The sequence below is a fragment of the Pseudomonas sp. 32_A genome, assembly GCF_017490905.1.
GTDB classification, from domain to species: Bacteria; Pseudomonadota; Gammaproteobacteria; order Pseudomonadales; family Pseudomonadaceae; genus Aquipseudomonas; species Aquipseudomonas inefficax.
On record NZ_JAFGYI010000022.1, the window covers coordinates 1 to 22664 of the forward strand.

At 64.7% G+C, this 22664-nt stretch carries 18 protein-coding genes; 5 read left to right on the forward strand and 13 right to left on the reverse strand.

The genetic code is table 11. The features are described 5' to 3' along the window. A partial coding sequence (locus tag J5M58_RS15000; protein ID WP_207878607.1) for a T6SS effector BTH_I2691 family protein occupies nucleotides 1-2520 on the forward strand: 2520 nt, incomplete at its 5' end. A gap of 98 nt (nucleotides 2521-2618) precedes the next feature. Beyond that, nucleotides 2619-3272, forward strand: a complete 654-nt coding sequence (locus J5M58_RS15005; RefSeq protein ID WP_235874628.1) for a DUF6708 domain-containing protein — start codon at nucleotides 2619-2621, stop codon at nucleotides 3270-3272. Nucleotides 3273-3451: 179 nt separating this feature from the next. On the opposite strand, the gene J5M58_RS15010 is transcribed toward J5M58_RS15005, so the two are convergent. The 13 genes from J5M58_RS15010 to J5M58_RS15070 all read right to left on the reverse strand — a co-directional run bounded on the left by J5M58_RS15010 (nucleotide 3452) and on the right by J5M58_RS15070 (nucleotide 17364). Next, entirely contained in the window at nucleotides 3452-4147 is a 696-nt protein-coding gene (locus J5M58_RS15010; RefSeq protein WP_025339949.1) for a response regulator, read from the reverse strand. Next, entirely contained in the window at nucleotides 4144-6798 is a 2655-nt protein-coding gene (locus tag J5M58_RS15015; RefSeq protein WP_112252963.1) for a sensor histidine kinase KdpD, read from the reverse strand. The genes J5M58_RS15010 and J5M58_RS15015 overlap by 4 nt, the downstream gene beginning before the upstream one ends. A 156-nt stretch (nucleotides 6799-6954) precedes the next feature. Continuing rightward, complete coding sequence (gene kdpC / locus J5M58_RS15020; RefSeq protein WP_112252964.1) at nucleotides 6955-7506, reverse strand: potassium-transporting ATPase subunit KdpC; 552 nt, start codon at nucleotides 7504-7506, stop codon at nucleotides 6955-6957. A 10-nt stretch (nucleotides 7507-7516) separates the two neighbouring features. Further along, on the reverse strand, nucleotides 7517-9571 hold the full coding sequence (gene kdpB / locus J5M58_RS15025) for a potassium-transporting ATPase subunit KdpB (RefSeq protein WP_207878609.1): 2055 nt from the start codon (nucleotides 9569-9571) through the stop codon (nucleotides 7517-7519). Between the two features lie 9 nt (nucleotides 9572-9580). After that, nucleotides 9581-11275, reverse strand: a complete 1695-nt coding sequence (kdpA, locus tag J5M58_RS15030) for a potassium-transporting ATPase subunit KdpA (RefSeq protein WP_207878611.1) — start codon at nucleotides 11273-11275, stop codon at nucleotides 9581-9583. Nucleotides 11276-11284: 9 nt separating this feature from the next. Next, a complete protein-coding gene (kdpF, locus tag J5M58_RS15035) occupies nucleotides 11285-11374 on the reverse strand; it encodes a K(+)-transporting ATPase subunit F (protein WP_003251485.1) in 90 nt (29 codons plus the stop codon). Nucleotides 11375-11613: 239 nt separating this feature from the next. Next, nucleotides 11614-12666 carry an AI-2E family transporter gene (locus J5M58_RS15040; RefSeq protein WP_112252967.1) on the reverse strand — a complete coding sequence of 351 codons (1053 nt, stop codon included), beginning with the start codon at nucleotides 12664-12666 and terminating at the stop codon, nucleotides 11614-11616. Between the two features lie 12 nt (nucleotides 12667-12678). Then, nucleotides 12679-13473 carry a DUF4892 domain-containing protein gene (locus tag J5M58_RS15045; protein ID WP_207878612.1) on the reverse strand — a complete coding sequence of 265 codons (795 nt, stop codon included), beginning with the start codon at nucleotides 13471-13473 and terminating at the stop codon, nucleotides 12679-12681. Between the two features lie 109 nt (nucleotides 13474-13582). Continuing rightward, entirely contained in the window at nucleotides 13583-14437 is an 855-nt protein-coding gene (locus J5M58_RS15050) for an alpha/beta hydrolase (RefSeq protein ID WP_112252969.1), read from the reverse strand. Further along, complete coding sequence (locus tag J5M58_RS15055; protein WP_207878613.1) at nucleotides 14434-15222, reverse strand: alpha/beta fold hydrolase; 789 nt, start codon at nucleotides 15220-15222, stop codon at nucleotides 14434-14436. The genes J5M58_RS15050 and J5M58_RS15055 overlap by 4 nt, the downstream gene beginning before the upstream one ends. 277 nt (nucleotides 15223-15499) lie before the next feature. Beyond that, nucleotides 15500-15958 (reverse strand): phosphohistidine phosphatase SixA, encoded by a 459-nt coding sequence (sixA, locus tag J5M58_RS15060; RefSeq protein WP_112252971.1) that lies wholly within the window; start codon nucleotides 15956-15958, stop codon nucleotides 15500-15502. Next, a complete protein-coding gene (locus J5M58_RS15065; protein WP_027592856.1) occupies nucleotides 15955-16302 on the reverse strand; it encodes a DUF4389 domain-containing protein in 348 nt (115 codons plus the stop codon). The genes sixA and J5M58_RS15065 overlap by 4 nt, the downstream gene beginning before the upstream one ends. A 36-nt stretch (nucleotides 16303-16338) precedes the next feature. Continuing rightward, nucleotides 16339-17364: an NAD(P)H-dependent glycerol-3-phosphate dehydrogenase gene (locus J5M58_RS15070; RefSeq protein WP_025339958.1), complete on the reverse strand. Its 1026-nt coding sequence runs from the start codon at nucleotides 17362-17364 to the stop codon at nucleotides 16339-16341. Between the two features lie 220 nt (nucleotides 17365-17584). On the opposite strand from J5M58_RS15070, the gene J5M58_RS15075 reads away from it, so the two are divergent. Genes J5M58_RS15075 through J5M58_RS15085 form a run of 3 tightly spaced genes read left to right on the forward strand, consistent with a single transcriptional unit; the run spans nucleotide 17585 to nucleotide 22550 of the window. Further along, a complete protein-coding gene (locus J5M58_RS15075) occupies nucleotides 17585-19732 on the forward strand; it encodes a TonB-dependent siderophore receptor (RefSeq protein ID WP_207878614.1) in 2148 nt (715 codons plus the stop codon). Continuing rightward, nucleotides 19732-20622, forward strand: coding sequence for an ABC transporter substrate-binding protein (locus J5M58_RS15080; RefSeq protein ID WP_112252973.1), 891 nt, complete (start codon nucleotides 19732-19734; stop codon nucleotides 20620-20622). Before J5M58_RS15075 ends, J5M58_RS15080 begins: the two co-directional genes overlap by 1 nt. Beyond that, the gene (locus J5M58_RS15085) at nucleotides 20619-22550 is read left to right on the forward strand and encodes an ATP-binding protein (RefSeq protein WP_112252974.1); all 1932 of its coding nucleotides are present in this window, start codon (nucleotides 20619-20621) and stop codon (nucleotides 22548-22550) included. The genes J5M58_RS15080 and J5M58_RS15085 overlap by 4 nt, the downstream gene beginning before the upstream one ends. Nucleotides 22551-22664: the final 114 nt, after the last annotated feature.

Genomic DNA, 22664 nt, shown 5'->3' on the forward strand with positions numbered 1-22664 from the left:
ACCCATGTACGCAATGTCATCCAGCAGGAACAACTGCCCAATGGCCTGCTGGCGCTGACGCTGCCCGACCCGGTCGGCATGGTCATGGAGCTCAACGCGCAACGCACTGGCTGGGTGCAAGCCCTGCAGGAATGGCGGGCGCAGCCGCAGCGGCACTTCGAATACTTCACCTCGCAAGCACTACTGGGCATCCGCGAACTGCACGCGGCCACGGCGGCCGCGCAGGGTGCCGAGGACGCGCAGCGGGAAGCCCGGCAGGTCAAGCAGTGGAACGACAGCCCGATCGCGGCCAAGGCGTATCTGCCGCCGGTGGACATCGACGCGCAGACCGCACGCAACATCGCGCGCAAACAGCAAGAAGCGCGCGAGCGGCTGGAAGAGCGTTACGACGAAAGCGCCCGCGCCGCGTTCCAGGCCGATTACGACCGCGAACTGACAAACTGGCAGTCGATGATCGACCAGGTTGGCGATCTGTATGCGCGCCACTATGCCAAACGGGCGTTTCAGCAAATCGGTTACCACGACTATGACGCGAGCTCCCCTGTTTCGGTCGAGTACTTCATCCAGATGATGGCCGCCTGCCTGGCCGGCGGGCCCACTGAACCCCTGCCTCAGGAGGGTCAGCCGCTCGGGATCACCCAGCATATCTGGCAGCAGTTGCTGGAAGACGACCGCAGCCTGCTTTACCAGGCGCTGCTGGCCAAGAACCAGAAGCTGATGCAGCAGGTGACCAGCGCGCTGGCCGGGGACGACTTCGGCAAGGTGTACGACATCATCAAGGGCATCGCCGGCACCGCCGATGGCCAGTTGCTGATGATCAAGCCGATACAGGATGCCGTTGGCCAGTTGCTGGCCGCGACCAACAGCGCAGGGAATGCGCTCAGCCAGCACCTGAGTGAACGGACCAAGACCCTGATCGGCCATGTGCATCGCTCGGCGTTTGCCCTGTTCGCCGGGCAGCAAGTAACGCCGCTGCGGGTGTCGCTGACAGTGGCCGAGTACATGAGTTTGCTCAATGAAGCCCTGGAGGCGCGGACCGATGCGTTTCTGCAGCAGGTAGACAAGCAGTTCCGTGATCCCCTGGGCCGCAAGGTGCGGGCCATGGTGCTGAGTGGCGCGATCAATATTGCGGCAGCGGGTAACCGCAGCCAGATGATCGAGGTGATGCTCTGGACGTTGGAAAGCGCCGAGAGTTTGCAGGCGCGGTTGGTGCAGTTGCGTGAGGGTGCAGCCGGCGGCGTCGGGGCGCTGGTACGCAATGTTGCGATTGGTGCGGGTACGCTGCGTGCGCAGGTTACGGGTGGTTTGAAGATCAGTTCTACAGCAGCGCAAAGCGTGGCAAGCGATGCGATGCGCAGCCTGCGGGATGCGGCGGCGAGTAGCGGAAGCGTAAAGCTGCTGCTTGCCTTGGGGGGTATATGGTTCCAGCAGGATAGTCTGGGCAAGAACTATCGGGCGTTGCAAGAGACGCATCAGAATAATCCGGAGGCGCTTGCGGCGATCTGGTCTTCTTCGCTTGGGTTGTTGGGGGTGAGTGTCGAAGCGGCAGGGCTTGCTGTCACACTTGTACGACCGAAGATACCGTGGCCCCGAGCAGTGACAACGACTTCTTTGGGAACCGGTATGGCTCGATACGGCGCCGGCATTGCGGCAATTGCTGGAATGATGGATGGGGCACAGTACCTGTTCGCCAGCCTGCGCACTCATAAAAGCGGAGATTTAACGTCAGCAGATAGATACAGGACTGCGGGCATAATGGCTGGCGCTTCCGCCATTGCAGGTGTACTTGGGGCTTTTGGCCCCGCCACATTATTTGGCCCAATCGGTATAGCAATCATTCTAGGATTGGCCGCCTATGCAATAGCTTCCGAGGCAAAACAAAACGAATCCTCTCCAACAGAGCTTTGGGCTCGTCAAAGCAGATGGGGATTATCTGAAGACAACCGTCTCTGGACCAAAGCGAAGCATCTTGACATTGCAATTGGTGCTTTGAATGCGGCAGCAATTGGCGTTCAGGCTGAGATTTCTATAATAACTCAATTCACCAGCCATACGAACATGCAGACTTCCGAACCAAAAGGGATGATCATCGGCAACGACCCTGCAATACCCGCAGAATACACGCTTAACTATTACTTCCTATTGCCTAATTACGCCGAGGGCACATCTCGCCATGAGTGGCATTTAAGCATTCACCGTACTGGTGCTCAAAGAGAAATCATTACCGTATCGGGTGACAGCACTCCCACTAACCAATTGCAGATCAGCCTACCAAAGGGGAAAGGAGTCTTCGGCCACATTGACAACCCAAAGCCTTTGGTGCGCTTCAACAACAAGAGCAGTACGTTGACCATACAGGGAGCTCTGCCTTTGCTGGTAGATCATCACATCAACGCCATTGAATTTAGCCTGCATTACTGGCCAGACAAGCAGGACGAACTTGGGCATGCCCATGTAACAATAACAGAAAACTACATGCACAGCTTGGAGCCCCTGACAAAATGGCCCGACCCATATTAAATCCTGCCTGCCCGGGCTGGAAGGAAGACCTCCCCGCCCCTTACACAGTCAACTCAATAGAAAAATATATGGGCAATCAAATACCTAACCATCAGTGCATGACTTACTTAGAAATTCCGCGACAAAGCGTATCATCACGAGGGATGATTTCAGCCTTTGCCTTCCTCTTGTGCATATTTTTCGCCTTTAGCCTTTACATGATGACACTTACGCTCGACCCCCGAAATTTTGAATCGCTGCTGCTCTCAATATCTGAAATCTTCCTGGTTACCTGGCTGGTTACTATAGGACTTCGCATGGATATTTCTCCACCTCGCGACGAACCCATCAGGTTCAACCGTACGCGCCAGAAAATCTACGCTTACAACTTCAAACGCCAATGGTGGAACCCCTTCGACAAAGGCAAGGTCGTGCCGGTCAGTTACGACTGGTCCCAAGTCCGCGCCGAGCGCTGGTCACAAACCGGCGCCCTGCCAAACGGCGGGCTCATTTTCAAATGGGGTGTCATGCTGTCCATCGTCGCGCCGGGCACGAACAACGTCATCGACCGTTTTCACCTGAGCACCATGGGTGCCGACCAGCATGCCTGGGCCTACATCTGTACCTACATGCAGGAAGGTCCCTCAGCCCTGCCACCGCCCGGGGAGCCCAAGGATCACAACGATGTGCTCTGGTGTGAGTTCGCGCTGCGCCTGGCACCCCGAGTAGAGTGGCCAGCGGAAATGGATCTGGAGTCGAGAACCGCCCCCTGAGCTTACCGTCTAGCGCTGCTTGCGCTGGCCCCATCGCCAACATGCCAGCTCTCATGGAACTGCACATAACTCATTGAATTAGCGGGGACTCTGTGGGAGCGGCTTCAGCCGCGAACACCGGCGCAGCCGGTGCCATGCATCGCGCTGGATTCTTCGCGGGCACGCCCGCTCCACGGGGGTTACATGGTCGGCGCCACCAACCTGTATCCCACCCCTGGCTCGGTGATGATGAACCGCGGCGCCGTAGGGTCATCACCCAGCTTCTGCCGCAAATGCCCAACCACAATCCGCAGGTAATGGGTGTCATCTACATGGGTAGGCCCCCAGATATCCTTGAGCAGTTGCTGCTGGGTAATCACCCGCCCCGGGTGCCCGGCCAGTTGCGCCAGCAGCGCATACTCCTTGCGGGTCAGCGCCACTTCCACGCCATCCAGGGTCACCCGGCGAAAGGCAAAGTCCACCATCAGCGGCCCAAAGCTGGCCGCCACTTCCGAGCCACCGGCCTGCGGCACCTGACGCAGCAAGGCGCGCACCCGCGCCAGAAACTCCTGAATGCCGAACGGTTTGGTCACATAGTCATTGGCGCCGCCATCCAGCGCATCGACCTTCTGCACTTCACTGGCGCGCACCGACAACACCAGCACCGGCACCGCGCTCCATTCGCGCAGGTCACGCAGTACCTGCTGGCCGTCCATGTCCGGAAGGCCCAGGTCAAGCACCACCAGGTCCGGCTTGCCCAAGGCCGCCTGGGCCAGCCCTTCCGTGCCGGTGGCGGCCTCGAGCACCTTGTAGCCTTGCGAGGCCAGGCTGATACGCAGGAACTTGCGGATCTGCGGTTCATCGTCGATGACCAGAAGGGTGGCGGACTGACTCATGGGGTTTCGCTTTCGGTTTCAGGTTGAGGAGGCAGCGGCAAGCATAAAGTGATGCTGGTGCCCTGGCCATCGATGCCTTCACCCACCAAAATCTGCCCGCCATGGGCGCCGATCATGCCCTGGCAGATCGCCAGGCCCAGGCCGGTGCCCTGCCCGCCTCGGTCGCCACGAGCGGCGGTATAGAACATGTCGAAGATCTTCTCGCGGTCGGCCACGGGAATGCCAGGGCCCTGGTCGCTGACGGCGAAACACAGCCGGGCGTCCTGCACCGCCACCTGCAGCTCCAGCCGGCCATTGGCTGGCGAGAAGCGCGCGGCATTTTCCAGCACGTTGACCAGCGCCTGCTCGATCAATGCCGCGTGGACGAACAGCAACGGCAGCTCGGCCGGCACGTCGGTGTGCACCCGCAGCGGCGCCAGCACAGCGCGCAGGCGGTTGAGCGCGCTGCCAACGATGTCGGCCGGGGCAACCCAGTCGCGGGCCAGCTTCAGGCCACCGTGGCCCAGGCGGGTCATGTCGAGCAGGTTCTGGATGTAGCGGTCGAGGCGTTCGGCCTCGTTGCGGGTGCCCTCCAGCAGTTCTCGGCGGTCGGCGGTGGGGATCGCCTCGCCCAGCGCCAGCAAGCTGTCGATGCTGCCGCGCATGGCGGTCAGTGGGGTACGCAAGTCATGGGAAACGGACGCAAGCAAGGCGCTGCGCAGCTGCTCGGTTTCGCCGTGCAGGCGTGCGGCCTCCAGCTGTTCGGCCAGACGGGCGCGCGCCAGGGCCTGGGCCAGTGGCTGACCAAGGGCGGTGAGCAGGCGTCGGCGCGGATCGCTAAGCGGTTGGCCCGAACGCGGGCGCACACCGAGCAGTGCCAGGGGCTGCTCATCCACCGCCAACGGCCACCACCACCAACGGCCATTGGGCAAGGTGTCGCTGCCATGACCGGCGGCCTGGCCGTGCTGCCAGGCCCATTCTGCGGCGGCGCGTTCATTATCGCTGAAGGTATGGGCTTCGCCGCTGGCCACCTGCAACCGGCCTTCGACATTGCGCTCCAGCAGGCACACCTGCATGTCCTGCCAACCGTCCAGGTGCTGGCCGGCGGCGTTGAGCACCGCTTGGCGGTCGGTGGCCACGGTCAACCGGCGCGACAGGTCGAGCAGCTGGCTGGTCTGCGCCTGGGTCTCGCGCAGCGCCTGCAACTGGCGACGCTGGCGGGCGGCCAGGTTGCCGGTGAGCGCGGCCATCAACAGGAAGAACACCAAGGTCAGCACGTCTTCTTCGCGTTGGATCCTGAACGACAGGTTGGGCGGGATGAACAGGAAGTCGTAGGCCAGGAACGACAGCACCGCGCAGGCCAGCGCAGGCCCCAGGCTGCTGCGCACCGCCACCAGCAACACCGCGGCCAGGAACACCAGCGAGATATTGGGCAGGGCCAGCACACTCGACACCGCCCAGGCCAGGCCCGCGGCCATGACCGTGGCCAGCAGCGCCAGCAGGTAATGGCGCCAGACCCACACCCGCCGCACCGCCGATCGTGGCGCTTGCGGCTGCGCGTCGCGGTCCAGCACGTTGATTTCCAGGCCGTGGCTTTCGCGCAACAGCCGCGCGGCCACACCGGCACCGAACAAGCGCCGGCGCAGGCGGTCACGGGACTGCCCGACCAGCACCAGGCTGGCCCGCCGTTCGGCGGCATGCTGGATCAGCGTGCGCACCACTTCGCCGGCACGCAGCAGTACCACTTCCCCGCCCAGGCGTTCGGCCAGTTGCTGGGCAGCTTGCAGGCGCAGCCGTGCGGTTTCGTCGCGCAGGCGGCCGTTGTCCACGTGTACCAGGCTCCAGGGCAGGTGACGGCGTTGCGCCACGCGGCTGGCATGACGCACCAGGCGTTCGGCCTGGTCGTCGCCATCCACGCCTACCAGCAAGCGCCCACGCAGGGCTGGGGCTTCCTGGCCGCGCTGGCGATAGCCGTGGGCCAGGTCGGCATCCACCTGGGCAGCAGCGGTTTGCATGGCCAGCTCGCGCAGGGCGGTAAGGTTGGTTTGCGAGAAGAACGCATCGATGGCGGCCCGCGCCTGCTCGGGCACGTACACCTTGCCTTCGCGCAGGCGTTCGAGCAGCTCACGGGGTGGCAGGTCGATCAGCACCAGCTCGAAGGCTTCCTGCAGTACCCAGTCCGGCAGGGTTTCGCGCACTTGCACGCCGGTAATGTCGCGGACCTTGTCGTTGAGGCTTTCCAGGTGCTGGACGTTGACCGTGGTGTACACGTCGATGCCGGCAGCCAGCAGTTCCTGTACGTCTTGCCAACGTTTGGCGTGGCGGCTGCCAGGGGCATTGGTGTGGGCCAGTTCGTCGACCAGCACCAGGGCCGGCGCGGCCTTGAGCAGGCCGTCGAGGTCCATTTCCTCGAGGGTGACGCCGCGGTATTGGCTGCGCAGCAGGGGCTGCTGCTGAAGGCCAGCGAGCAGTACCTCGGTTTCGGCACGGCCATGGGTTTCGACCACTCCGGCCAGCACCTGAACGCCCTGGCGTTGCTGGGCGTGGGCGGCCTGGAGCATGGCGAAAGTCTTGCCGACGCCGGGGGCGGCGCCAAGGAACACCTTCAGCCGGCCCCGGCCGCTTCGCGGGAGGGTAGCCAACAGCGCGTCTGCGCGGGTGGAGTCACTCATCTTTCATCCTTTGCTATTTCCAGCAAGCAGCAAATCCAGGGACAAACACCGTACCTGTGGGAGCGGGTTCACCCGCGAATGCAGTAATAGCGCCACCGACGCATTCGCGGGTAAACCCGCTCCCACAGGGTCCCTGCCAGCCCCTCAAGTCATCTATCAATGGCTGAGGTTTTCCAAGGCCTGGTTCAAGGCCAGCACATTGACCACCGGCGGGCCGATCAATGGGTGGAGGGTGGCCTCTTCCAGCAAGCCTTGCAAGCGCTCCACCGGCAACTGTCGCGCCGCCGCCACCCGAGGGATCTGGTAGGCCACGGCCTCCGGTGGCAAATGCGGGTCGAGGCCGCTGCCCGAAGTGGTCAGCAACGCCTGGGGTACTGGCCCCTGCTGCGCCCGGTACAACGCAGCCGCATCACCCTTGACCCGCTCGGCCAGCGCCGGGTTGCTCGGCGACAGGTTGCTGGCGCCGCTGGCCACGGTAGCGTAGGCGCCCGCCGACGGCCGCGCGTGGAACCAGCCATCACCCTGGAAATCCTGGGCGATCAGCGCCGAACCGCGCACCCGTCCCTGGTCATCGCGCACCAGGCTGCCATTGGCCTGGTTGGGGAAAGCCACCTGGGCAATACCAGTCACCGCCAGCGGATACAGCGCGCCAGTCACCAGGGTCATCAACAGGGCCAGGCTCAATGCCGGGCGTACATAAGCATTCATGATGGCCTCCTCAGACCAGGTGCAGGGCATTGAGCAGCAGATCGATCAGCTTGATACCGGCAAACGGCACGACAATGCCGCCCAGCCCGTAGATCAGCAGGTTGCGCCGCAGCAGGTGCGCCGCACTGGCCGCCTGCACCCGCACACCACGCAGCGCCAGCGGGATCAGCACGATGATGATCAGCGCGTTGAACACGATGGCCGACAGAATCGCACTCTGCGGGCTGGCCAGGTGCATCAGGTTGAGCACGCCCAGCTGGGGGTAGATGGCGGCGAACAGCGCCGGCAGGATGGCGAAGTACTTGGCCACATCGTTGGCGATGGAAAAGGTGGTCAGCGCGCCGCGGGTCACCAGCAGTTCCTTGCCGACCTGCACCACATCCAGCAACTTGGTCGGGTCGCTGTCCAGGTCGACCATGTTGGCCGCCTCGCGCGCAGCCTGGGTGCCGTCGTTCATGGCCATGCCCACATCAGCCTGGGCCAGCGCCGGGGCGTCGTTGGCACCGTCACCGCACATGGCCACCAGACGGCCGTCGTTCTGCTCCTGGCGGATCCGCGCCAGTTTCTTCTCGGGCGTGGCCTCGGCCAGCACGTCATCCACGCCGGCCTCGGCAGCGATGGCGGCAGCAGTCAGCGGGTTGTCGCCGGTCACCATCACCGTGCGGATGCCCAGTTTGCGCAGCTCGGCAAAGCGCTCGCGGATGCCGGGCTTGACCACGTCCTTGAGGTGGATCACGCCGAGCAGGCGCTTGTCGATGCACACCAGCAAGGGTGTACCGCCGCTCTGGGCGATGCGCTCCACTTCACGGGCCAGTGCCTGGGGCATTTCCAGGCGTTGCATGCCGACGAACGCCAGCACGGCATCGACGGCGCCCTTGCGGTAGCGGCGCTGCTGCAAGTCGATGCCCGACAGGCGCGTCTCGGCGCTGAAAGCCACGGCCTCGAACTGCCCGGCGGCTGGTTCGACGAAGTCGTGCAGCTGACGCAGATACTCGACGATCGACTTGCCTTCGGCGGTGTCGTCCGCCAGCGAGGCCAGCAAGGCGCCCTCCCCCAGCTCGCGAGCGGTAATGCCCGGTGCCGCGTGCAGCGCACTGCAGCGGCGGTTGCCGAAGGTAATGGTGCCGGTCTTGTCGAGCATCAGCGTATGCACGTCACCGGCAGCTTCCACCGCACGGCCAGAGCGGGCGATGACGTTCAGCCGCACCAGCCGGTCCATGCCGGCGATACCGATGGCTGACAGCAGGCCACCGATGGTGGTGGGGATCAGCGTCACCAGCAATGCGGCGAGAAAGATCAGCGGCAGGCTGCCACCCACGAAGTGGGCGAACGGCTGTAGCGTCACCACGACGACAAGGAAGATCAGGGTCAGGCCGATCAACAGGATGTCGAGAGCGATTTCGTTCGGGGTCTTCTGCCGCTTGGCGCCTTCGACCAGGGCAATCATGCGGTCGAGGGTCGAATCACCCGGGTTGCTGGTGATGCGGATCAACAACCAGTCGGAGACCAGCCGGGTATTGCCGGTCACCGCCGAGCGGTCCCCGCCGGACTCGCGGATCACCGGCGCGGACTCGCCGGTAATGGCGGCCTCGTTGACCGCAGCGATACCTTCAAGCACCTCGCCGTCACCGGGGATCATTTCGCCGGCCACCACGCGCACCACATCGTCTTTGCGCAGCGCGCTGGCCGCGACGGTCTCGTAGCTGCCATCGCGCTTGCGACGCTGAGCGACAAGCCCCTGGCTACCGGCCTTGAGGCTATCGGCGCGGGCCTTGCCACGGCCTTCGGCCAGGGCCTCGGCGAAGTTGGCGAACAGCACGGTGAACCACAGCCACAGGGCGATTTGCACGGCTACGCCGGTGCTTACGCCGCTGCCGGGGGCGAAACACAGGACGGTGGTCAGCACAGCAGTCAGGGCGACCACCAGCATCACCGGCGAGCGCTTGAGCTGGCGCGGGTCGAGCTTGACGAATGCCTGCACCAGCGCCGGGCGCCACAGCGCGGCGAAGCGGGTCTGGTCCTTGGCATTGTGCCGGGCTTGTACTTCAGGAATGGGCATGTTCATGGTCGGTCCTCAAAAACCCAGGCTCAAGTGTTCGGCGATCGGCCCAAGGGCCAGGGTCGGCAGGAAGGTCAGGCCACCGACCAGCAGGATGGTGACCAGCAGCAGGCCGGTGAACAGCGGGCCATGGGTGGGGAAGCTGTTCTGCCCCTGGGGTGCGCTTTTCTTCGCCGCCAGGCAGCCGGCCAGCGCCAGCACCGGCAGGATGTAGCCGAAGCGACCGACAAGCATGGCCAGGCCGATCATCAGGTTGTGGAACACCGTATTGGCACCGAAGCCGGCAAAGGCCGAGCCGTTGTTGGCCGTGCCCGAGGTGTAGGCATACAGCAGTTGGCTGAAGCCATGCGCACCCGGGTTGCTTACTGCACCTGCCGGGCCTGGCAGGCTGGCGGCGATGGCCCCGAGCACCAGCACGCCGACCGGCATCACCAGCAGGGTCGCCACCAGCAACTGCACCTCGCGCGCCTGCAGCTTCTTGCCCAGGTATTCCGGGGTGCGGCCGATCATCAGCCCGGCCAGGAACACCGCGATCAGCACGAACAGCAACATGCCGTAAAGCCCTGCACCGACGCCGCCGAAGATCACCTCACCAACCATCATGTTGACCATCGCCACCATGCCGGTCAGCGGGTTGAGGCTGTCATGCATGGCATTGACCGAACCGTTGGAGGCAGAGGTGGTAGTCACTGTCCACAGCACCGAACCGGTGGTGCCGAAGCGGCTTTCCTTGCCCTCCATGGGCGCGCTTTGCTGTACCTGCGCGCTCTCGAGGGCCGGGTTGGGCTGGTACTCGGACCACAACGCCGTGCTGCCGCCGATCAGAAACAAGGCAAGCATGCAGGCAAGGATGGCGCGGCTCTGGCGCAGGTCCTTCACGTAGTGGCCAAAGGTGAACACCAGCGCCACCGGGATGAGAATGATCGAAGCCACCTCGAACAGGTTGCTCCAGGCCGTGGGGTTTTCGAACGGGTGCGCCGAGTTGACGCCGAAGAAGCCTCCGCCGTTGGTACCCAGCTGCTTGATGGCGATCTGGCTGGCGGCCGGGCCCAGCGGAATGGTCTGCTCGGTGCCTTGCAGGGTGACCGCGTGGGCGTAGTCGGCCAAGGTTTGCGGTACGCCCTGCCATACCAGCAGCAACGCCAGCAGCAGGCATAGCGGCAGCAAGCCGTAGAGGGTGGCGCGGGTAATGTCGACCCAGAAGTTGCCCAGCGTCGTGGCGCTGCGCCGGGCGATGCCACGGCACAGGGCGACCAGCACGGCCAGGCCGGTGGCGGCGCTGACGAAGTTCTGCACGGTCAGGCCGAGCATCTGGCTCAGGTAGCTGACCGACGCCTCACCGCTGTAGGCCTGCCAGTTGGTGTTGGTGACGAAACTGACGGCGGTGTTGAACGCCAGCGACCATTCCTGGCCGGGCAGATGCTGCGGGTTCAATGGCAGGTAGCCCTGCAACAGCAGCACGGCGAACAGCAGCAGGAACCCGGCCAGGTTGAAGGCCAGCAGGGCCAGGGTGTACTGCTGCCAGTTCTGTTCCTGGCTGGCGCGCACGCCCGCCAGCCGGTAGCAGGCCTGCTCGACCGGGCCCAGCATGGGCGACAGCCAGGTGCGCTGGCCTTCCATGACCTTGAAGTAGAACCGCCCGAGCCAGGGTGCCGGTAGCAGCACGATGGCGAAAAATGCCAGCAGCAAGGCGAAGTCGTAACTGTGCATGGCCGCTCCCTAGCTGCGATCGGCGCGCAGCAGCGCCACCAGCAGATAAAACGCCAATGCCACTGCCAGCAGCAGTGACAGCCCGTCGAGCATGTTCATGTGTGGTTCTCCCCGTGGTGCGGCTTGGGCCGCTTTGGGGAAATTGTCCGAGGGAGAGGCGTAAAGGGGCGAGATAGGAGGATGGGGATGGTAATAAAGAAGGTGTAAAGATCAGCGGTTTGGGTTGTCTGCACTGGCCTCTTCGCGGGTGAACCCGCTCCCACAAGGACCTCCACTGCCCGTGAGAACAGTGCGGTCCCTGTGGGAGCGGGTTCACCCGCGAAGAGGCCGGTACAGGTTTACTGCTGAGGCGGCTGCGGGGCGGCGTTGCGGCTCCAGTCCAGCAGCAGGCTGTAACCGACCGCCAGCAAGGTCGGCCCGATGAACAGGCCAATGAAACCAAAGGCGATCAAGCCGCCGAACACGCCCAGAAGCACGATCACCAACGGCAGGTTGCCGCCACGGCTGATCAGGTACGGCTTGAGCACGTTGTCCACACCACTGATGACGAAGGTGCCCCAAACCCCCAGGAACACCGCCATGCCGTATTCGCCCTTCCATACCAGCCAGGCAGTGGCCGGAATCCAGGCCAGCGGCGGGCCCATGGGGATCAGGCTGAGCATGAAGGTCACCAGGCCCAGCACGATGGCACCGGGCACACCGGCAATCAGGAAGCCGATCAACGCCAGTACACCCTGCGCGGCGGCCGTACCGATCACCCCGTTGACCACCCGCTGCACCGTACCGGCCACCAGCTCCAGGTAATACTCGGCGCGGTCGCCCATCAAGCGGTGCAGCAAGCGCAGGACGAACGCCGACAAGCGCGGGCCATCGCGGTAGAAGAAGAACACGAACACCAGGCTGAGGGTCAGCTCCAGCACACCGCTGCCGATCTGCGCGCTGCGCGCCAGCAACCAGTTGCCCACCTGCCCCAGGTGCGGCTTGACCGAGGCCAGCAAGGCCGCGCCCTGCTGGTCCAGCGATTGCCACCAGCTGACCAGGCGCTCGCCAACCAACGGGATGCCACCCAGCCAGGCCGGCGCATCGGGCAGGCCGTCCACCTGCACGTCACGCACGAACGCCGTCGCATCGCGAATGTGATCGGCCAGGTTGAACCCCAGCCACACCAGCGGCAGCGCCACGATCAGGATCCAGGCAGTGGTCAGCAGGCTTGCCGCCAAGGTTTCGCGCCCGCCCAGCGCACGCGTCAGCAAGCGCATCAACGGCCAGCTGGCAAAGGCCAGGATGGCCCCCCACAATAGCGCGGAAATGAAAGGTGCCATTACCCACAGGCCGGCACCCAGCAACGCCAGCAGCAGAATCTGGACCAGCAAGCGGTCGTTGTTAGCCATGGTGGTGCTCGTTCAACGGATCAGTTCAAGGTGCAGGCCGTCGGTAGGCGCGCTACCGACTTCGAGGCGGCCACTGCGCACCCCCGCCTTGACCAGCGCCTCGCGCCAGGCTTCAGCCTGGGCGCCACTGAGGCTGGCACGCAGGGTGCTGTCGAGGTTCAGGCTGCGGGCCAGCAGGTTCGCCCAGGCGTCTTGCGGTGCGGCCAGGTCAGGGTAGTCGAGCTTGCCGGTGTCGCGCATTTCGCGCAGCACCGTGGCGGCGGTCGGCAACAGTTCGCCCAGGGGGCTGCCGGCGACGAACTCTTCCACGTGCAGGTAGGCGCGGCGGTTGCCGCGGGTGACGCTGTACAGCGCAACCAGGGTATCGGCCTGCTCCGCCGAGCGGCGCAGCAGGATGAACGCCTGCTGCTCGTCGCCGCCGTTGAGGCGGGCATTGCCGAACACATCATTGGCCCACAGGCTGGCCTCGCCGCAATCGCGGCCCTGGCACCAGAACAGCGGGTAGCCACCGTCGCGCTGCAGTGCTTCACGAGCGCTGGTGAAGGCTTCGCGGGCGGTACGCTCGACCGGCAGTTCATAGGTTACCGAGCTGACCTGGCCACGGCTTTCGACCTTGTCCTCGACCCGCAGGCGGCCGCTGATCTTGCGCAGCGGGCCCATGGGGTAGACACGTTCCTGCTCCACGGCCGGGCGCTGGTCAACCACCTTGGCGTCCACCGGCACCGGCAGGCTGCCGGCCCACGACACGGGGCTGGAGAACACCAGGCAGGCAGCGAAGGCAATACGGATGGCAACAGGCGCGCTCATTGGCGACCCAGGCGGCGCTCAGCGCCGAGATAAAGCTCCAGGATGTCTGGCAGTTGCATGGTTGTCTCCCTGTTCAACCCGCCAAGCCTCGACACTTGTCCGGTGCAAGTCAAGCAAAGCCAAAGAAGCGATTGAAACAGTCTGCGACAAGGGCCGCGCCCTGCTCATCGTTCAGGTGCAGGTGATGGCCACCGGGCAGCGTCACCTGCTCAAAGGGTAGCTGCTCCAGCAACCCGGTGTGGCGCACCAGCATTCCGTCCGCGGCGACCACCAGGCGCGCGGGGCAACTCACCCTGTGCACATAGGCCATGGCCTGGGCCTCGCTCAGGCGCACTGGCGAAGGCAGGGTCAGGCGGCTGTCGCTGCGCCAGCTGTAGCCACCGGGCACCGGCATCAGGCCACGCTGGGCCAACAGCTCGGCCGCCTCGCGGCTGACCGCGACCATGCCTTTCATGCGTGCCTGCACGCCCTGCTCCAGGGTCGTGTACACCGACTTGCGCTTGCCATCCAGGCGCAACTGGGCCTGCAGCGCCATGCCCAGCCGCTCACCGGCATCCTGCTCGGCGCCAGTCGGCGGGATGACCCCGTCAATCAGGGCCAGATGGCTGACCCGCTCCGGCAACGCGCCAGCCAGTTGTACCGAAATGATTGCCCCCAGCGAATGGCCCAGCAGGGCGAAACGTTGCCAACCCAGCTGTTCGGCCACCCGCAACACATCATGGGCGTAGTCGGCCAGGGCGTAGCCGGCGCCGAGCGGCCGGTGCTCGGAGTAACCATGCCCGGCCAGGTCCAGGGCGACGATGCGCAGGCCTTTCAGCTGCGGCGCCAGGCGGGCGAAGCTGTTGGCGTTGTCCAGCCAGCCATGCAGGGCGATCACCGGCAAACCGTGCTCGGGGCCAAACAGGTGCGCCGCCAGTTCGATATGGCCCAGGCTCAGGCGGATCTCCTCGACCTGTGCACTCATGCCTGGCTCCAGCGGTCGAACAGGCCCTTGATCAGGCTGGCGGTATCGGTTGGCCGCTCCAGCGGAAACATGTGTCCGCCTGGCACGCTGTGGTATTCACCCTTGGGCATGCCGCGCACGGCCAATGTGTGGTGGCGGCGAATGACATTGCTGCGCTCGCCGCGGACCATGGCCAGTGGCACCTGCAACTGCCGCGCGGGCGCAGGGCTGGTATGCGGAATGCTGCGGTAGATGCTGATTTCCGTGGCCGGATCGAAGCGCAACTGCAGCCCCTGCTCCATCGCCTGCAGGCCGTGCTCTACATAGGCATCGAGGCAGTCGGGGTCGAAATGGCGGAACAGTGACTTGCCGGCGAAATAGTCGCGGGCACTGTCGCGGTCATTGAAGGTTTCGCGGCGCCCCAGGGTGCGACCAGCCGGGGTGATGCGGTCGATGAAGCCCAAGCGCTTGGCGGTGCGCAGCAGCCATTGGTCGGCGCGGGTAAGCACCGGCGAGTCGAGCATCACCACGCCACGGTAATACTCGGGGCAGCGCAAGGCGGCGTGCAGGTGCAACACCCCGCCCAACGAATGGCCGACACCCCATACCGGCTGGCCCTGCCGGGCCAGGTGGTGCAGCAGTTCGTCGACCAGGCTCTGCCAGTTGTCGTCCACCGGAAATCGCGGATCGTGCCCGTGCTGGGCCAGGTACTGCACCTGGTAGTCCGGCGCCAGGGCAGCAAACAGCTTGCCGTAGGTGGCCGAGGGGAAACCGTTGGCATGGGCGAAGAAAATCTGCTGCGACATGGCGCCGGGTCCGGATGGGGGAATGATGGCCCATTGTCGGCATCGCGGGGCGGTTCGGCAATGTCCGTAAAGGTCATCGCCGAGGGCTATCAGGTCAGGCTGGTGGGCGCAAATGTATTGCATCAATCTCCTGACCTGCGCGGACTCCTGTAGGAGCGGCCTTGTGTCGCGATGGGCTGCGAAGCAGCCCCAGGGTTTCAGCGCAGATGCACAAATTGCCGGGGCTGCTTCGCAGTCCATCGCGACACAAGGCCGCTCCTACAGCTGACCGCGGGGCTCAAGCCGGGGAGTTGATCGCCCGAAGGGTCATCAGCCCAGCCAGTGGCCAATCCCCTTGCAGCTCCGCCAGGCTGGCAGTGCTCATGCCCGCCGGTTGCTGCTGGTGACCATGCTCCAATGCCCCGACCAGGTTACCCACCAACGGCTGGTGGCTGACCAGCAGCACATGCTCCAGGCCCAGGCGCTCGATTTCGCCGATCACCTGCTGCACATCACTGTCGGGCGTCAGCCAGGGCACCGTGCACACCGGCTCGGCGAAACCCAGGGTGTCATGCACCAGGGCGGCCGTTTGCTGGGCGCGTACGTAAGGGCTGGCGATGATCGCCTGCAGCGGCTGGCCCAGCAGGCGGGCGGCGCTGTGCAGCACCTGCTCGCGACCGTGGGCGGTCAGCCGGCGCTCGGCATCGCTGTTGGCCCGCGGCTCCGCTTCGCCGTGGCGCAGCACCCACAGCTTCACAGCTTGGGCTCCTCGTCACGCACCGGGTGCGGGGCCGGGGCCACGGCGTGCGGCGCCTCGCCTTCCGGGGCACGCGGTGCCGGCCAGTCGGCGAACGGCCAGGGCTTCTGGTCGCTGTGGAAGCTGCCGAAGCGGCCGATCTGCGCCAGGTACTGGCTCAGGCTGTCGCCGAAGTTCATGAGGCTGGCGCTGGGGGCGCCGTACACCAGGCGGTAGATCAGCTGTACCAGCACCAGGCCACCGAGCAGCAGCTCGGCCAGTTGCCAGACCACCAGGAACACCAGCATCCACAGGACCCGCAGGATGATCGACTCGCGCTGGGCGCGTTCGGGCGTATCGTTCATGTGTTGCTCCTTGCTGTTGTCAGAGCCGCTGAAGGCTCAGTTGAAACCGCTGATGGAAATGAAATCGACATCGGTCTTCGGCTCGGCACGCATCAGGTGCTCGATCACCTGGTTCAGCGTGCGGCCTTCGAACAGGATGGCATGCAGGCCTGCCACCAGCGGCATGTACACCTGCACCTCCTGCGCCTTGGCCTTGAGCACCTTGAGGGTGTTGACGCCTTCGGCCACTTCGCCCAGGCGATTGACCGCCTGCTCCAGGCTCAGGCCCTGGCCCAGCGCGTGGCCGACCTGGTAGTTGCGGCTCTTGGGCGAGGAGCAGGTCACGATCAAGTCACCGACACCGGCCAGGCCGAGGAAAGTCATGGGGTTGGCGCCCTGGCTGACGGCGAAGCGGGTCATCTCGGCCAGGGCGCGAGTGATCAGCATGCTCTTGGTGTTCTCGCCCATGCCCAGGGCCACCGCCATGCCGGCGATGATGGCGTAGACGTTCTTCAGCGCCCCGCCCAGCTCGACACCAAAGCGGTCGGCACTGGCGTAGACGCGGAAGGTACGCCCATGCAGCACCGCCTGCACCTGCTGGCACAGCTTTTCGTCTTCGCTGGCGACCACCGTGGCGGTCAGCGCATGCTCGGCGATTTCACGGGCCAGGTTGGGGCCGGACAACACGCCGATGCGCGCCTCGGGGGCGATTTCCTCAAGGATCTGGCTCATCAGCTTGAAGCTTTGCGCTTCGATGCCCTTGGTCAGGCTGACCAGGCCCTTGCCGCGCAGCAGCTCGGCATGCGGGGCCAGCACGCTGCGCAAGGCGCTCGATGGCAGGGCGACGAAAATCAGCTCGCTGGCCTGCAAGGTGGCCAGCAGGTCGCTGACCGGCTCGACGCCATCGTGCAGGCGGATGCCTTTGAGGTAGCGCGGATTCTCGCGATTGACGCGCATCGCCTCGGCCTGCTCCGGGTCGCGCATCCATTGGCGCACCGGCACACCGTTTTCTGCCAGCAGGTTCGCCACGGCGGTGCCGAAGCTGCCGCCTCCCAGAACTGCAACAGGTTGCTGTTCAGTCATATCCAATCCGTTAAAGCCAAAAGTTAAGTGGCGACCGGGCCATTATACGACTCGCCTGCTACAGGACCAGTGTCAGTACTGGCCTCTTCGCGGGTAAACCGCTCCCACAGGTACCACGCAGCCTTCAGCAGCGGTGCGGTCCCTGTGGGAGCGGGTTTACCCGCGAAAGGGCCGTCACGGGCAATGCAGATCGCTGGCAAATAAGCCACGGTCAGTTACCATGCCTGTTTCAATCCTGATACAAGGCCGCTTTGTGTTCCCTGGCACGCCCCCGTACCCGCGCCTGCTCATACTGACTGCCCTGCTCGGTGGCCCGGCCGTGGCCGATGACCTGTTCATCGACAACACGGACCTGCCGCAGGTTCTGACCGCCACGCGCCTGAAACAATCCCCCGCCGCAGTTCCGGGCAGCATGACCGTGCTCGACAGCGAACTGATCCGCGCCAGCGGTGCGCGGGACATCCCCGAGCTGCTGCGCCTGGTGCCGGGCATGATGGTGGGTTACAACGCCGGCAACCAACCCACGGTCAACTACCATGGCAGCAACGTCAACGATGCCCGGCGCATGCAGGTGCTGATCGATGGCCGTTCGGTGTACCGCGCCGGCCTGGCCACGGTGGACTGGAGCGACATCCCCGTAGCCTTGGAGGATATCGAGCGCATCGAGGTGTTCCGCGGCCCCAACACGGTCAGCTACGGCGCCAACGCGCTGATGGCCGTGGTCAACATCCTTACCCGCAACCCTGCCGACAGCCATGGCACGCGGCTGAAGATGACCCGCGGCCAGGACGGCATCAACGACTTCTATGCCAGCCACGGTTTCGGCTGGGATGGTGGCGACATGCGCCTGTCGCTGTCCGGCCAGCAGGACGATGGCTTCGACGAGAACCAGTTCGGCCAGGACTATCGCGACAGCCGCCGGTTGACCCGCTTCAATATCAACGCCAGCCACAGCCTGGCACACGACCAGACCCTGGAATGGCAACTGGCGGCGAAGGAAGGCAGCAACCAGCGGCCTTATACCTATCAGCCGGTGTTCGCCAGGTACGAAGCCGGCAACAACGCTGATGTCAACGCCAAGGATTACGCCGGCTCGTTGCGCTGGACCAAGGATTTCAGTTCCGAGCACAGCCTGTATATCCAGGGCTCGGCCCAGCATTTCGACCGCCAGCAGGTGTGGCGCGCCTGTGACGCCTTGCAGTCGTTCAGCCCGGAATTGACCCAGCTCTGGCAAATCAACCCTGACTTCGCCGAAAAAGTGGCGCGAGGCATTGCTACCGGCGCGCCGCTTTCGACCGACGATCCGGTTCTGAAGGGGCTGCTGCAGAAGGTTCAGCAACAGTGGGAGAACGGTGGCAAGAACCAGGTTTGCGGTGACGTCGACCAGAGCACCCGCGAAACCCGCTACGACCTGGAAATCCAGGACACCCTGAGCCTGACCGACAGCCTGCGCCTGCTCAGCGGCATGAACTACCGCTATGATCGTGCCGACTCGCAGACCTACTTCAACGGCAGCATCGACGACCAGACCTGGCGCCTGTTCGGCCAGCTGGAGTGGCGCGCCGACGAGCACTGGATCCTGCAGGGCGGTGCCATGTTCGAGGACTCGCGCCTGTCCGGCAGCTCGCTGACCCCGCGCGTGGCGGTCAACTACCTGATCACCCCGCGCCATGGCCTGCGTGCGGTGTACTCCGAGGCAGTGCGCTCGCCAGACATGTTCGAGAACAACGTCAACTGGAGCTACACGGTCAAGAACCTGACCCCCAACGCTTTCGGCCTGCAGAACGGCGAATACTTCGTCAAGACCCGCGGCCCCGGCGACCTCGACCAGGAACGCATGCGCTCTCGCGAGCTGGGCTACAACGGCTACTTCAGCGACATCGACCTGAACATGGATGTGAAGCTGTTCTACGACGAGATCACCGGAATGATCAGCGAGCCCCTGAAGAACAACCAGTACATCGCCAGCAATGCCAACAAGGCCCGTTTCAGCGGCAGCGAGGCGCAACTGGACTGGCGCCCGACCCTGCGCGACCGCCTGCGTCTGACCTACGCCTACGTGGATGCCTGGGCCAGCAACCCCGCCGACCGCCGGCTCAGCGCCCGCAACAGTGGCTCGGCCGGGTGGATGCGCGAGTGGGGTGATGGCTGGTCCAGCGCACTGTTCTATTACGGTGACGATGCACTCAACCAGTACCGCTACGAGCGCCTGGACCTGCGCCTGGCCAAGCGTTTCCGGGTGCATGGCAGCAACCTGGAGCTGGCCGCGCTGTGGCAACAGCGCCTGGACGATGAGCCGACCACGGCAATCCAGAACCGCTACGACAGCCGTCACCGGCTGAGCGTGAGCGCGGAGCTGGAGTTCTGATGGCCCTGCTGCTGCGCCTGTTGCTGTTGTGCCTGTGGCCGATGGGGCCGCTGTCCGCCAGCGAAATCGTGTTGGTAGGCGCGGAAGACCAGCCCGGTATTCGCGGTTTCGTCGCTGCGCTGGAAAGCCGTCGGCCGCACGATCATGTGCACTTCCAGACCACCGCCGACCTGCCACGCCCGAGCAAGCTCAAGGCCGACCAGCGCCTGATTTTGCTGGACAACGCCGCACTGGAATGGCGTCTTGGGGAAACCGCCGGCCCGCCGGCTCTGGCCATGAGGGTCAGCCGGGTACAGGCTGAACAGCGCCTGGGAAAGTCGCGGCCCGCGTTCCTCACGCTGCTGTGGAGCGACCCGCCCCTGGCCCGGCAGCTGCGCCTGGCGCGCTACCTGCTGCCGCAGGCCCAGCGCATTGGGGTGTTGTACGGTGAGCACAGCAGCTTCCTGCTCGAAGAGCTGCGTCATGCCGCCCGCGCGCTGGGCCTGGAGATCATTGCCCAGGACTGGCCCGACCCGCGCGACAGCCGCCCTCTGCAACATTTGTTGGCCAACAGTGACGTGCTGCTGGGCCTGGACGACGGCGACCTGTTCAACTCCAAGACTGCGAAGAACCTGCTGTTGAGCAGCTATGGCCGGCAGATGGCGCTGATCGGCCCGAACGCCGGGTTCGTCCGCGCCGGCGCCCTGGCCAGTACCTTCAGTGACCAGGACGATTGGCTGGCGGTGCTCGACCAGTTGCTCGACCAGCCACCGGCGCGCTGGCCCCGCAGCCTGTACCCGGTACGCTTCGGCGTCAGCGGCAACCAGCAGGTGGCGCGCGCCCTGGGCCTTGAACCGATCGATCCGAACGCCGCCGCCAAGGCCCTGGCCGAAGGAGAACCCTCCCCATGAGCAAGCGCCTGAGCTGGGACATCCACACCCGCACCCAGATAATCAGCCTCGGCCCTGCCCTGCTGCTGACCTTGCTGCTGATCAGCTTTTTCACTTTCGTGCGTATCCAGGACCTGCGCCAGGAACTGAACCACACCGGTCAACTGATCGCCAACCAGCTGGCGCCTGCCTCGGAATACGGGGTGATCTCGGGCAACAACGAAGTGCTCGAGGGCCTGATGCGCGCCACGCTCAGCATCCCCCACGTGCGCTTCCTCGAGGTGCAGGACAGCCGCAACCACATCCTGGTGTACGTGGAGCAGTCCGACGAAAGCGCCAACCGCGCGCAACGCGTCGAAGTGTTCCAGGCGCCCATCCGCCTGCAGCAGATCCGCCTGGACAGCGACTTCCTGCAACAGGGCAAGGCCACCACCCCGGCCATCGGCGACGATTACCTGGGCCGGGTGATCGTCGGCATGTCCGATGACGCCTTCAGCCAGCGCCAGCAGGAAATCGTGATCAAGGCCGGTATCCTCGCGCTGTTCGCCCTGCTGTTTACCTTCCTGCTGGCACGCCGCCTGGCCCTGAGCCTGGCCAAGCCGATCAGCGACATGGGCCATGCGGTCAAGGCCATCCAGCAGGGCGAGTACCACACCCTGTTGCCGGTGGTCGATGACAGCGAACTGGGCCACCTGGCGCGCCACATCAATAACCTGGCCCACGCCCTGGAGCAGGCCAGCAACGAACAGAAGCAGGCCATTGCCGAGCTGATCCAGGCCCGCGAGGAGGCCGAACAGGCCAACCGCGCCAAATCGGACTTCCTGGCGATGATGAGCCACGAACTGCGCACGCCGATGAATGGCGTGCTGGGCATGCTGCAGTTGCTGGAAACCACGCAGCTGAACAGCGAACAGGCCGAGTACACCGCAGTAGCCAGCGAGTCCACCGGGCACCTGCTCAAGGTCATCAACGACATCCTCGACTTCTCGCGCATCGAACGCGCCGCGCTGCAACTGGAACACATCGACTTCAACCTGGGCGAGCTGATCACCAGCAGCGTCCAGTCGTTCCAGCACAGCGCCCAGCAGCGCGGCCTTGCCCTGCACCTGCAACTGCCGGCGGGCATCGAGCAGTTGCAGGTGAACGGCGACCCCACGCGCATCCGCCAGATCCTGCTGAACCTGGTCGGCAACGCGCTGAAATTCACCGAACGCGGCCAGGTGCAGGTCGAGGCGCGCTGGCAGGTGCTCGACCGCCAGCTGATCTGGCTGACCTGCAGCGTGCGCGATACCGGTATCGGCATCGATAGCGAGCGCCTGGAAATGATGTTCGTCGCCTTCCAGCAGGCCGACAGCTCGATTTCCCGCCGCTATGGCGGCACCGGGCTGGGCCTGTCGATTGCCCGCACCCTGGCCGAACGCATGGGCGGCAAGCTGCGCGGCGAAAGCCGTGAAGGCCTGGGCTCGACCTTTACCCTGGAGATGCCTCTCGCCCTTGCCAGCCCTGCCCCGGTCTCGCTGACGCCGCCACGCGTTGCGCCACCGGCGGTGGCCGACAATGATCAGGTGCTGCTGGTAGAGGACAATCCGGTCAATCAAAGCGTCATCGAAGCCATGCTGCGTAGCCTGGGGCTGGCAGTATGCACGGCCGAGGACGGCCTGGAGGCGGTCGAACGGGTCAGCCGGCAGCGTTTTGCCGCGGTGCTGATGGACTGCCGCCTGCCGCACCTGGACGGCTATGAAGCCACCCGGCGCATCCGCCAGCTGCCCAACGGCGCCAGGCTACCGATCATCGCCCTGACTGCCAACGCCTTGCAGGGCGACCGCGAGCGTTGCATGGCGGCCGGCATGGACGATTACCTGAGCAAACCCTTGCGCCGCACCGAACTGCAACGCGTGCTGCAGCGCTGGCTACCCGGTCAGACAACCGCGACTGGCGATAAATGCTAAAGTGCGGCAGTCTTAAACACTGGACAGGACCTTCATCGGACCTGAAAATAGACCTTTCAGTGCACACCTGTACTTCTTTGACCGGGTGCACTGTGACTTTCACCACAACGCAAT